Origin of the sequence: Pseudomonas sp. 2725, from assembly GCF_050434585.1 — a bacterium.
Taxonomy (GTDB): Bacteria; Pseudomonadota; Gammaproteobacteria; order Pseudomonadales; family Pseudomonadaceae; genus Aquipseudomonas; species Aquipseudomonas jessenii.
The window spans coordinates 46329-58762 of record NZ_JBNDIV010000014.1; the positions used below are offsets into that span (position 1 = coordinate 46329).

Sequence of the window (12434 nt, forward strand, 5' to 3'; positions counted from 1 at the left end):
CGCAATTCAGTCGTCTAGTGGCGCAGGGTGGCGATTGTCGCAGATTTTACGACCGCTGCGCGGCCGATCGCGAGCAAGCTCGCTCCCACACGGGATCTATAGCGACCACAAAATAAGGGCACACTACAGTCAAATGTGGGAGCGAGCTTGCTCGCGATGGCGTCGGTGAGAACTACTCGTTGTCCAGGCCTTTACGCCGATACGGAAACACATCAATCACCTTCCCCGCCCGAATCGCTTCCTGAAGGCTCTTCCAGTAATCGGCGTTGTACAACTCGCCATGCAACTGATCGAACAACTTGCGTTGCCCCGAATCGGCAAACAGGAACGGTGGAAACTCTTCCGGGAACACGTCCAGTGGCCCGATCGAGTACCACGGTTCGGACGCCATTTCATCTTCGGGTGTACGTGGCAGCGGGATGTGGCGGAAATTGGCCTCGGTGAGGAAGCAGATCTCGTCGTAGTCGTAGAACACCACCCGACCGTGACGGGTCACCCCGAAGTTCTTCAGCAGCATGTCGCCGGGAAAGATGTTGGCCGCCGCCAGTTGCTTGATCGCCAGCCCATAGTCTTCCAGGGCCTCGCGCACCTGCGCCTCGTTGGCATTCTCCAGGTAGAGGTTCAGCGGGGTCATGCGGCGCTCGGTCCAGCAGTGGCGGATCAGCACCGTATCGTCTTCCACCGACACTGTGGACGGTGCGACTTCCAGCAGTTCCTCCAGACACGCCGGATCGAACTTGCTCAGGGGGAAACGGAAGTCGGCGAACTCCTGGGTATCGGCCATGCGCCCGACCCGGTCGACGCTTTTCACCAGGCGGTACTTTTCGATCACCGTGGCGCGGTCGACGTTTTTCGACGGCGAGAAACGGTCCTTGATGATTTTGAATACGGTGTTGAAACCCGGCAGGGTGAACACGCTCATGACCATGCCGCGCACGCCGGGGGCCATGATGAACTGGTCGTCGGTATTGGCCAGGTGATTGATCAGTGCCCGGTAGAACTCCGACTTGCCGTGCTTGTAGAAGCCGATAGAGGTGTACAGCTCGGCAATGTGCTTGCCCGGCAGGATGCGCCTCAGAAAGCCGATGAACTCCGCCGGCACCGGCACATCCACCATGAAATACGAGCGGGTGAACGAGAAGATGATCGACACGTCTGCTTCATCGGTGATCAGCGCATCGATCTGGATGCCGCGACCCTCCAGGTGCAGCAATGGAATTGCCAGCGGCCATTGCTCGTCGGCGGTGTAGATGCGCCCCACCAGGTACGCGCCTTTATTGCGGTACAGCACCGAGGAAAACAACTCGACGCTCAGCTCCGGATCCTTGCACACCCAATCTGGCAGGTTCTCGCGCAACTGCGCTTCGAGGCGCTTCAGGTCACCGGCCAGGTCGGCGTAATCCTCACTGAAACGGTAGTCGGCGAAGATGCTGGCGAGCATCGCCGACAATTGGCCTTGCGGCTTGTAGGTGCGGGTTTGCGCGGCCCGGGCGCGGCGCAGGCTTGGCCGGGTGGTGTGGATGAACATGCAGCCGTCGCTGATCAGGTCATGGCTGAACAGCCCGCAGAAGATCGAGTTGTACCAGGTCTCGGACAGTTCATCGTCGAAGCGCAGGTCGATCAGGCTGATGTAGGCGTTTTTGACCAGCGGCCAGCAGCTGACGTCCAGGGTGTCGGCGTCAAACGCGGTGCGCAGTCGCTCCACCGTTTCACCGACCTTGTCTTCATACAGATTGATCCGTGCCGCCGACGCCGTCTGCGTTTCCTGCCACTTGGCCTGTTCGAAGCGGGCCCGGGCGCCGTCGGTGATCTGGCGAAAATGCTCGCGGTAATCGTCAAAGCCATCGAGGATCAAGCGGGCGATGTCGGCGGCTGGCCATTGCTGCGGCATGGTGAGACCTCTGCGGGAATTCGGGAGGCTTGAGCTTAGCCAGTCAACCGGGTGCAGGAGAAGCGTAATTTTCCGGGTGAATTAAATGCCCGGTTTTCGGTTGCCATCGATCACACACTCAGCAACACTTTCGCCCCTCCCCCAAGGAAGGACCGCGCTGTGAACCCCGTCGATATTTTCCGTTTACTGTCCCTGGCGGCCATTTGGGGGGCCAGTTTTCTGTTCATGCGCATCATCGCCCCGGTGATCGGCAGCATTCCTACCGCTTTTTTCCGTGTATCGATCGCCGCTGCCGGACTGCTGGTGATTCTCGGCCTGATGCGCATCAGTTGGGACTTCAAGGGCAAACTCAAGACCGTGATGCTGCTTGGGGTGATCAACTCCGGGATTCCGGCGACGCTCTATTCGGTGGCTGCGCAGGTGCTTCCAGCCGGTTACTCGTCGATTTTCAATGCCACGACACCCTTGATGGGCGTGCTGATCGGCGGCCTGTTTTTCCATGAAAGGCTCACTGGCGCCAAACTCGGCGGCGTGTTCCTGGGGCTGTTCGGCGTGGGCGTGCTGACCCGCGCCGGTCCGGTGGCGTTCGATTTGGAACTGCTGATGGGTGCCGTCGCCTGCCTGCTCGCGACCACCTGCTATGGATTTGCGGGGTTTCTGGCCCGCCGCTGGCTCGATCAGGCCGGTGGTCTCGACAGCCGTTTGTCGGCAGTAGGCAGCATGCTTGGCGCGACGTTGTTCCTGCTGCCGCTGTTCGGCTACAGCGTGATCAGCCAACCACCCGCGACCTGGGGCGGCTGGAGTGTCTGGCTCTCGTTGCTGGGGTTGGGTCTGGGATGCACGGCGTTTGCGTACATTATTTACTTCCGCCTCCTGAGCTCGATTGGTCCGGTGAAATCGATGACTACGACCTTTTTGATACCGCTGTTCGGCGTGCTGTGGGGGGCGCTGTTTCTTGATGAGCCATTGTCGATGGCGCATGTCTATGGCGGGATGTTGATTGCGCTGGCGTTGTGGTTGGTGTTGAAGCCGGCGGCGGTGAAACCGGGTTTGGTGGCTGGCCGGTAGTGTTGTGGCGTTTCAGATGACGCCAAAAATCACAAAGGCCCGGAGCATGGCTCCAGGCCCTTGCGGGTTTGCACGCAATTACGCGGCTTTACGGAACACAAACACCAGACCGACGATGATCAGCAGCATGCCGAACAGGCTCAACATCGCCAGGCGATTGCCGAAGATCAGATAGTCCATCACCGCCGTGACCGCCGGTACCAGGTAAAACAGGCTGGTGACATTCACCAGATTGCCCTTGGCGATCAAGCGGTACAGCAATAGCGTCGCCAGCACCGACACCACCAGCCCCATCCATAGCACCGGCAGGATGAATCCACTGCTGTGTTCGAAGTGAAACGGCTGGAAGGGTACGAAAATCCCGCACAACAGCAGTCCGGCCAGATACTGCACTGGCAGTGTGCCGAGGGGATTGTCGGTGATGCGTTTCTGCATGATCGAACCGAACGTCATGCTCGCCAGCGCCAGCAGACCGAAGAGCATGCCCGCCAAAGACATGCCGGCCAAACCGATGCCCTGGTAAACCACCATGATCAACCCGGCCAAGCCTAGCGCCAGACCGAACATCCGGCTTATTGATCGGTGCCGCTCCATCAGCACCACGGTGAGAATCGGCTGCACGCCCATGATGGTCGCCATCACCCCGGGCGTGACTTTAAGGTCCAGGGCCAGCAGATAGAAAATCTGATACGCCCCCAACAACACCACGCCGGTGACCATCGCATACAGCATCGGTTTGCCGCCCTTGGGCAACTTCAGCTTGAGCAACGGCACCAGCAACACCAGGCCGCCCAGGGCGATGACGAAACGGAACATCAGGAAGGCAAAGGGCGACGCGTGGGCCAGCCCCCATTTGGAGAAGATCGCCCCGCTGCTCCACAGCAGAACGAACAGGCTCGTGGACGCCGCCGCGAGCGCGGAGTTTTTCGAAAGGACAAACATGAATACCACCTGTAGTCAGGCAAAAAGCCAACTCAGCCGAAGCTGAAATTCAGTCGTTTTTTTCAGGTAGGCAGGGGAACAGCAGAAAGCAGCTGCTCAGCCCGAAATGCCAACGCCTGGCGGTGAAACCACCGCGCACACTGGCGTGCGACTGACAGGAGGGGGGTAATGACTGATCTGCCCCGGCTGCTGATTCCCGCACGGCACGACGCCAGCGTTGACCGCTGAATCGACTACCGCGTTGATGAGGGATGCAGGCATTGGGCTGATCTTTACTCGAGGGATAAAAAAGTGAGTCCGAAACTCACCGTGCGCCGACTATAACCAGCGTTCGACATGGATTGCAACGACTCGACCAAAAGGCCAGCTACGACAATCGGTACAGAGTCTGCATTGTGCGGTTGGAGGGGCTTTCAGGGATTGCGCGAAAACCTGTAAAAAGCCGCTCACAACGAACGGTTCTTTTATTCTGTATCCGGCGTTAGCCAAACAACCAATACCCCAGCAACATCAGCACCAGCACCGCCAGTACCGGACGCAGTACACGGTAGGCCTCGGGATTGCGCCGCTTCCATTGCTTGACCACACCACTGAATTTATCGCTGGAGTTCTTGCTCCAGGCATAGACCCGGTTGATGCCCCCTACTCGCTCGTCATCAAGGTTCTGCGGTGCAGTCGCACGACCTAGCCAGGCGCTGATACTGCGATTGATGCGGGTCATGAAGCGATTGCTCAGCGGACGTTCGATATCGCAGAACAGTATGACACGGGTCTTTTGCGTTTCATTCTTGACCCAGTGCACGTAGGTTTCGTCGAACATCACGTCTTCACCATCGCGCCAGGCGTAAACCTGACCGTCGACAAAGATGCGGCAATCATCGGAATTCGGGGTGGACAGGCCCAAGTGATAACGCAGGGAACCGGCAAACGGATCGCGATGCGGATTGAGGTGGCTGCCGCCCGGCAGTAGCGCGAACATGGCGCCTTTGACGCTGGGAATGCTGTTGACCAGTTGCACGGTTTTCGGGCACAAGGCTTCGGCGGAAGTCAGCGGTTTGTCGTACCACTTGAGATAGAAGCGCTTCCAGCCCTTCTTGAAGAACGAGCCAAAGCCGGCGTCGTTGTTCTTTGCCGCCGCGCGGATATACCCCTCGTCGAACAAGTGCATCGCTTCGTCGCGAATCACCTCCCAGTTGTCCTTGAGTACATCAAGTTCCGGGAACTTGCTGCGATCCAGATACGGTTTCGACGGCACGCCGGAAAACAGGTACATCAGGGCATTATAGGGGGCGAACAGTGCCGAATGGTTAACGAACTGGCGCAAAACCGGCAGGCGCGCCTTGCCGCGCAAATGCACATAGAGGGTGCTACCGAGAAACAGCAACAACAACGAGGCTTTCGCGGCAAACGACGGGATCATCGACAACTCCTTTGAAGATAAACGGCACCGCACCACGTCCATTGCCCGACGTGGCTACCAGCATGATAAACACTACCGCCCCGGTGAAAACCTGCACTTTTCAACATTCAATGTTAATGAATGTGCAACAAAGCACTTATTAACATAAGGTGCCTGAACGCTGGCTGATGCAATCCATCATCAACCGGAACAGATCAATGGATCGCAACCAGCGATAACGCCTCAACCGTCAGCGCCAGCCACGATCCGCCAATATCTGGCACTTACTGGCGATTCTCCTGTTCGGTAAACAGATCACTGAACAGCATGCTCGACAGGTAACGCTCACCGGAATCCGGCAAGATCACGACAATGGTCTTGCCCTGCATTTCCGGGGTCTCCGCCAGTCTTACGGCCACCGCCATGGCGGCGCCGCTGGAAATCCCGCACAAGATTCCCTCTTCCTGCATCAAGCGCAAGGCCATGGCCTTGGACTCTTCGTCACTGACCAGTTCCACCCGATCTACGATCGACAAATCGAGGTTCTTCGGCACAAAACCGGCACCGATGCCCTGGATCTTGTGCGGGCTCGGCTTGATTTCTTCACCGGCCAGGGCCTGGGTGATCACCGGCGACACCACTGGTTCCACCGCCACCGAGAGTATCGGTTTGCCCTGGGTATTCTTGATATACCGTGAAACCCCGGTGATGGTTCCACCGGTTCCGACGCCTGCCACCAGCACGTCGACCGCGCCGTCGGTATCGTTCCAGATTTCCGGGCCGGTGGTTTTTTCGTGGATGGCCGGGTTGGCCGGGTTATCGAATTGCGCCGGCATGAAGTACTTCGACGGGTCGCCGGCAACGATTTCACCGGCTTTCTCGATGGCGCCTTTCATGCCTTTGGCCGGCTCGGTCAACACCAGTTCGGCGCCCAGTGCCTTGAGTACCTTGCGGCGTTCGATACTCATGGACGCCGGCATGGTCAGCATCAGCTTGTAGCCACGGGCGGCGGCCACGAAGGCCAGGCCGATGCCGGTATTGCCGGAGGTGGGTTCTACGATGGTCATCCCCGGCTTGAGTTTGCCGCTGCCCTCGGCATCCCAGATCATGTTCGCACCGATCCGGCACTTGACCGAGTAGCCAGGGTTGCGCCCTTCGATCTTGACCAGGATGGTCACACCACGCGGCGCAATGCGATTGATCTGCACCAGCGGCGTATTACCGATGGAGTGGGCGTTGTCAGCGAAAATGCGGCTCATGGCTGGGTCCTTAACGACAGCATTGAAATAGGGCATCAAGGTAAGCCTCTTGCCCGCAGGCGTCCAGTCGGGTCGAACGTCCGCTTATCAGTGCAGTCAATGGCTTTAGACAGCCAGAGATTTGCCGCCATGAAACGTCGATACAGCTGGCCCCTGTGGACCCTCGCCGGCCTCGGTCTGCTGCTGGTTGCCTTGCACATTGCCCTGCCCTACATGGTGCGCGATTACCTCAACGAGAGATTGGCGAACATGGGTGACTACCGCGGCCAGATTACCGACGTGGACCTGGCCCTGTGGCGCGGCGCCTACAAAATCAATGGACTGAAAATCGTCAAGGTCAATGGCAAGGTCCCTGTGCCTTTCGTCAATGCGCCATTGATTGACCTCTCCGTCAGCTGGCACTCGCTCTGGTATGACCACGCAGTGGTGGCCGAGGCGCAGTTCGACAAACCCGAGGTCAACTTCGTCGATGGCGCCAACAAGCAAAATTCCCAGACCGGCGAGGGTACCGACTGGCGAGCACAATTAGGCAAGCTGCTGCCCATTACCCTGAACGAAGTGCGGATCAACGACGGCAAGATCAGTTTTCGCAACTTCAACTCCAAGCCACCCGTGAACATGAATGCCACAAAAGTGGATGCCAACATCTACAACCTGACCAACGTGGTCGACACCAAAGGCAAGCGTGATGCGCGCTTCGAAGGCAAAGCCCTGCTGCTGGGGCACGCACCACTGGAAACCACAGCCACTTTCGATCCCTTGAGCGACTTCGAAGACTTCGAGTTTCGCTTGCGCACCACGGATATCGAGCTCAAGCGCTTGAACGACTTCGCCGCGGCCTACGGCAAGTTCGACTTCAATGCCGGCCATGGCGACGTGGTGATCGAAGCCACAGCCAACAAGGGGCGACTGACCGGCTACATCAAGCCCCTGCTACGCGATGTCGATGTGTTCAACTGGCAGCAGGATGTGCAAAGCGAGGACAAAGGGCTATTCCGCTCGATTTGGGAAGCCCTCGTCGGCGGTACCGAGACCGTCTTGAAAAACCAGGGCAAAAACCAGTTTGCGACACGGGTCGAACTCAAGGGTAATGTGCATCAGCAAGATGTCAGCGCATTCCAGGCTTTTTTACAGATTTTGCGCAATGGTTTCATCCAGGCATTCAATGCGCGGTATGAACGGCCAAAGCCGGATGCAGGCTGAGTCACCAAGTGACGCCCCATTCAGAGACTGAATAAGCCGTCTGCGTTCACAGTCGACCGGACACCGCGTTATAGTCGGGGCTGACTCTTTTATTGCCCCCCGCCCTGCCTCGCACAGGTCGGCGTTACCGTTCGAGGATTAGCAGATGAAGTTCGAAGGCACCCAGGCCTACGTCGCCACCGATGACCTGAAGCTGGCGGTCAACGCCGCCATCACCCTGGAGCGGCCGTTGCTGGTCAAGGGCGAACCGGGCACCGGCAAGACCATGCTCGCCGAGCAACTGGCCGAATCCTTTGGCGCCAAGCTGATCACCTGGCACATCAAATCCACCACCAAGGCCCACCAGGGCCTGTACGAGTACGACGCGGTCAGCCGCCTGCGCGATTCGCAGCTCGGCACGGAAAAGGTCCACGACGTTCGCAACTACCTGAAAAAGGGCAAGCTCTGGGAAGCCTTCGAGTCCGAAGAGCGGGTGATCCTGCTGATCGACGAAATCGACAAGGCCGACATCGAATTCCCGAATGACCTGCTGCAAGAACTCGACAAGATGGAGTTCTACGTTTACGAGATCGACGAGACCATCAAGGCCAAAAAACGTCCGATCATCATCATTACCTCCAACAACGAAAAAGAGCTGCCGGACGCCTTCCTGCGCCGCTGCTTCTTCCACTACATCGCTTTCCCGGATCGCGTGACGATGCAGCGGATCGTCGACGTGCACTACCCGGACATCAAGAAAGACCTGGTCAGCGAAGCGCTGGACGTGTTCTTCGACGTACGCAAGGTGCCGGGCCTGAAGAAGAAGCCTTCGACCTCCGAGCTGGTGGACTGGCTGAAGCTGTTGATGGCCGACAACATCGGCGAAGCGGTGCTGCGCGAGCGTGATCCGACCAAGGCCATCCCGCCGCTGGCCGGTGCGCTGGTCAAGAACGAACAGGACGTGCAACTGCTGGAGCGTCTGGCGTTCATGAGCCGTCGCGGCAGCCGATAAGGGTCAACGCCATGTTGCTCAACCTGTTCAATGAAATGCGTGCAGCCAAGGTGCCGGTCTCGGTGCGTGAGCTGCTGGACCTGATCAACGCGCTGAAACAGCGCGTGACCTTCGCCGACATGGACGAGTTCTATTACCTGTCCCGGGCGATCCTGGTGAAGGACGAAAAGCATTTCGACAAGTTCGACCGGGCGTTCGGTGCCTACTTCAATGGTCTTGAAAAACTCGACGACCACTTGCAGGCCTTGATTCCCGAAGACTGGCTGCGCAAGGAATTCGAGCGTTCGCTGACCGACGAAGAGCGGGCGGCGATCCAGTCCCTGGGTGGCCTGGACAAGCTGATCGAAGAGTTCAAGAAACGTCTGGAAGAACAGAAGGAACGCCACGCCGGTGGCAACAAGTGGATCGGCACCGGTGGCACCAGCCCGTTCGGTTCCGGCGGTTTCAACCCGGAAGGCATTCGGGTCGGCGATGCCGGCAAGCGCCAGGGCAAGGCGGTCAAGGTCTGGGACCAGCGCGAATACAAGAACCTCGACGATTCGGTCGAGCTGGGCACCCGCAACATCAAGGTCGCCCTGCGGCGCTTGCGCAAGTTTGCCCGACAGGGCGCGGCCGAAGAGCTGGACATCGACGGCACCATCGACCATACCGCCAAGGATGCCGGCCTGCTGAACATCCAGATGCGGCCGGAGCGGCGTAACACCGTCAAGCTGTTGCTACTGTTCGACATCGGCGGCTCGATGGACGCCCATGTGAAGATTTGCGAGGAGCTGTTCTCGGCCTGCAAGACCGAGTTCAAGCATCTGGAATACTTCTACTTCCACAACTTCATTTATGAATCGGTGTGGAAGAACAACATGCGCCGCACCTCCGAACGCACCTCGACCATGGACCTGCTGCACAAGTACGGCGCCGACTACAAAGTGATCTTCATCGGTGACGCCGCCATGGCGCCCTATGAAATCACCCAGGCGGGCGGCAGCGTCGAGCACTGGAACGAAGAAGCCGGTTACGTGTGGATGCAGCGGTTCAAGGAGAAGTACAAGAAACTCATCTGGATCAACCCGTATCCGAAGGACACGTGGGGCTATACCTCTTCGACCAACATCGTGCGGGATTTGATTGAGGACCAGATGTATCCGCTGACCCTTCGCGGGCTGGAGGAAGGGATGCGGTTTCTGTCCAAGTAGTTCTGCTGTCTGGACTGACGCCATCGTGAGCAAGCTCGCTCCCACAGGGTCTTATGTACGGCAAAGATCCAATGTGGGAGCGGGCTTGCTCGCGAAGCTTTTAGCCTTTCAAAAAGCGCTGCAAATACTCGACCTGTTCACGATGGGCGACATCCTGCACCACCGGCCGCAACCGCACCCGCGCCCCTGGCAGGCACTGCGCAAGCCGCGCCAGCGCCAACGGCGTCAACGCCCCCAATCGCGGATAACCACCGATGGTCTGTCGATCATTGAGCAACACAATCGGCTGCCCGTCAGGCGGCACTTGCACCGCCCCCAACGGAATACCTTCGGAAATCATCGGTTTGCCCTGGTACTGCAGCGCCGTGCCCAACAGGCGAATGCCCATCCGGTCGGCTCGGCTGTCAAGACTCCACACGCTGTTGAACGCATCGAACAGACTCTGCCCGCTGAACTCGCCAATCTGCGCACCCAGCACCAGATCCAGCAATGGCTCGCCGGTGAAATCCGGCACGCATTGGCTTGGCAACTCCCGCAGCAATACCAGCGAGTTCCCCGAGTAGCTCAAGGACGCGCCTTTACCCAGCGCATGGCCCATTCCGTCCAGGCCACCCAGCTCTTCACGGACCACCGTCGCGCTGCTGCCCAGCACTTTCGGTGCATCAAACCCACCCGGCGCCGCCAGATAGGCCCGGGCGCCGAGTAGCGGTCGGGCGAATTGCAAACGCTGACCTTTGTGCAACCTGAAACTGCGCCATGGCGCCAGCGCTTCGCCGTCCACCTGCGCGCCAAGATCCGCTCCGGCCAAGGCCAGCACGCAATCTTCCTCGGCCACGAGGGTGAATCCGCCAAGGGTGATTTCGATTACCGGCGCATCCAGCCCGTTGCCCAATAGCCAGTTGGCCCAGGACATCGAACGCCAATCGGCGGCTCCGCCCTGGGTCACACCCAGATGCCGCACGCCAAATCGACCGGCATCCTGCAACAGGCACAGCGCCGTACTCGCTTCAATGGTCAGACGGCTCATGCCTGGGCCTCCAGTGGCGTATCGTCACCGCCCAGGTTAATGAATTCGGCATGGCCGACTGCTTCGAACCGCACGGTGTCACCGGGTTGCATCAGGCTGTAGCCGTCACGGTTGCGATCGAACAATTTGGCCGGCGTGCGGCCGATCAGGTTCCAGCCCCCAGGCGACACCACCGGGTAGGCCGCCGTTTGCCGTTCGGCGATGCCGACACTGCCGGCGGCGACTTTCTTGCGGGGCGTGTTCAGACGCGGCGCGGCGAGCACCTCTTCCACCAGCCCCATGAAAGCGAAGCCCGGCGCAAAGCCCAGGGCAAACACCTGATATTCACGCTCGCAGTGACGACGGATCACCTCCTCTACCGCCAACCCGCTGCGTTGCGACAACAGGCTCAATTCCGGACCGACGCTCAAGTCGTACCACACCGGCAACACATGGCAGGTACCGCGCGTACGCGCATTGGGCGACAGATCGATCAGCGCCTGGGCAATCAATTCCCGGGCCTGGGCAGGACTCAGCGCGGTCAAGTCGTAATGCACCATCAAGGTGGTGTAGGACGGCACCAGATCAATCAGATGCCCGGCGAATGCCGTGCGCAGACTTTCACTGGCTGCCAGCATCCACGGCATGTTGGTTTCGGCAATTTCATCGAACAGGCGCACCATCAGGCAGTCCAGCGCCACCACTTCCACCCGCAGCTTCATGACGCGCTCTGCCGGTTCAAGGCTTCACGGATGCGTTGCACGGCAGCGACCGAACTGGCGTTGTCGCCATGCACGCACAGGGTGTTGGCCTGCAAATGCAAGGCGCTGCCGTCGCTGGCGGTGAGCGGATCGCCACGGGCGATGGTCAGCGCCTGCTCGATGATTTTTTCCGGATCGTGATGCACCGCTCCCGGCAGTTGTCGCGACACCAGCCTGCCGGCGCTGTCATAAGCGCGGTCGGCAAAAGCCTCGAACCACAGGGTCACGCCGTATTCATCGCCCAGTTGTTGGGCGGCGCTGTTGTCGCGGGTGGCCATCAACATCAACGGCAGGTTGCGATCATAGGACGCTACCGCTTGCAGCACCGCGCGCAGTTGTGCCGGGTTGGCCATCATGTCGTTGTACATCGCGCCATGGGGTTTGACGTAACTGACACGACCACCCTGGGCCCGGCAGATGCCGTCGAGGGCGCCGATCTGGTAATGCAGAATGTCTTGAAGCTCCTGGGGGGCATAGGCCATGGATCGACGGCCGAACCCCACCAGGTCCTGATAGGCCGGATGCGCGCCAACTTGCACACCGTGGCTGAGGGCCAGGCTGACGGTCTTGCGCATGATGCTCGGGTCGCCGGCGTGAAAACCGCAGGCGATGTTGGCGCAATCGATGAAGGGCATGATTTCCGCGTCCAGACCCATGGTCCAGCTGCCGAAACTCTCGCCGATGTCGCAGTTCAATAGCAGGCGGCTCACACTGAACACTCCTG

At 59.3% G+C, this 12434-nt stretch carries 11 protein-coding genes; 4 read left to right on the forward strand and 7 right to left on the reverse strand.

Annotation, left to right across the window (positions count from 1 at the left end):
- Positions 1-172 precede the first annotated feature (172 nt).
- Positions 173-1891: a bifunctional isocitrate dehydrogenase kinase/phosphatase gene (aceK, locus tag ABIE16_RS27915; protein WP_057715983.1), complete on the reverse strand. Its 1719-nt coding sequence runs from the start codon at positions 1889-1891 to the stop codon at positions 173-175.
- A gap of 159 nt (positions 1892-2050) precedes the next feature.
- Here aceK and ABIE16_RS27920 point away from each other — a divergent pair, with 159 nt between their 5' ends.
- Positions 2051-2959 carry a DMT family transporter gene (locus ABIE16_RS27920; RefSeq protein WP_057715984.1) on the forward strand — a complete coding sequence of 303 codons (909 nt, stop codon included), beginning with the start codon at positions 2051-2053 and terminating at the stop codon, positions 2957-2959.
- Positions 2960-3037: 78 nt separating this feature from the next.
- Here the strand turns inward: ABIE16_RS27920 and ABIE16_RS27925 are convergent, their stop codons facing one another.
- The 3 genes from ABIE16_RS27925 to cysK form a co-directional block, all read right to left on the reverse strand.
- Positions 3038-3901, reverse strand: coding sequence for a DMT family transporter (locus tag ABIE16_RS27925; protein ID WP_429522374.1), 864 nt, complete (start codon positions 3899-3901; stop codon positions 3038-3040).
- A 481-nt stretch (positions 3902-4382) separates the two neighbouring features.
- Positions 4383-5321, reverse strand: coding sequence for an aspartyl/asparaginyl beta-hydroxylase domain-containing protein (locus ABIE16_RS27930; protein ID WP_218496912.1), 939 nt, complete (start codon positions 5319-5321; stop codon positions 4383-4385).
- A gap of 263 nt (positions 5322-5584) precedes the next feature.
- Entirely contained in the window at positions 5585-6559 is a 975-nt protein-coding gene (gene cysK, locus ABIE16_RS27935; RefSeq protein WP_090453716.1) for a cysteine synthase A, read from the reverse strand.
- Positions 6560-6688: 129 nt separating this feature from the next.
- On the opposite strand from cysK, the gene ABIE16_RS27940 reads away from it, so the two are divergent.
- From ABIE16_RS27940 to ABIE16_RS27950, 3 genes are all read left to right on the forward strand, one after another.
- Positions 6689-7762: a DUF748 domain-containing protein gene (locus tag ABIE16_RS27940; RefSeq protein WP_429522375.1), complete on the forward strand. Its 1074-nt coding sequence runs from the start codon at positions 6689-6691 to the stop codon at positions 7760-7762.
- Positions 7763-7907: 145 nt separating this feature from the next.
- On the forward strand, positions 7908-8753 hold the full coding sequence (locus ABIE16_RS27945; protein ID WP_057715989.1) for an AAA family ATPase: 846 nt from the start codon (positions 7908-7910) through the stop codon (positions 8751-8753).
- A gap of 11 nt (positions 8754-8764) precedes the next feature.
- Positions 8765-9943 (forward strand): vWA domain-containing protein, encoded by a 1179-nt coding sequence (locus ABIE16_RS27950; RefSeq protein WP_008055445.1) that lies wholly within the window; start codon positions 8765-8767, stop codon positions 9941-9943.
- A 100-nt stretch (positions 9944-10043) separates the two neighbouring features.
- Here ABIE16_RS27950 and ABIE16_RS27955 read toward each other — a convergent pair whose 3' ends face one another.
- Genes ABIE16_RS27955 through ABIE16_RS27965 form a run of 3 tightly spaced genes read right to left on the reverse strand, consistent with a single transcriptional unit; the run spans position 10044 to position 12420 of the window.
- Positions 10044-10970 carry a biotin-dependent carboxyltransferase family protein gene (locus tag ABIE16_RS27955; RefSeq protein ID WP_429522376.1) on the reverse strand — a complete coding sequence of 309 codons (927 nt, stop codon included), beginning with the start codon at positions 10968-10970 and terminating at the stop codon, positions 10044-10046.
- Complete coding sequence (locus ABIE16_RS27960; RefSeq protein WP_154860798.1) at positions 10967-11671, reverse strand: 5-oxoprolinase subunit B family protein; 705 nt, start codon at positions 11669-11671, stop codon at positions 10967-10969. Before ABIE16_RS27960 ends, ABIE16_RS27955 begins: the two co-directional genes overlap by 4 nt.
- Positions 11668-12420 (reverse strand): 5-oxoprolinase subunit PxpA, encoded by a 753-nt coding sequence (locus tag ABIE16_RS27965; RefSeq protein WP_057715992.1) that lies wholly within the window; start codon positions 12418-12420, stop codon positions 11668-11670. The genes ABIE16_RS27960 and ABIE16_RS27965 overlap by 4 nt, the downstream gene beginning before the upstream one ends.
- Positions 12421-12434: the final 14 nt, after the last annotated feature.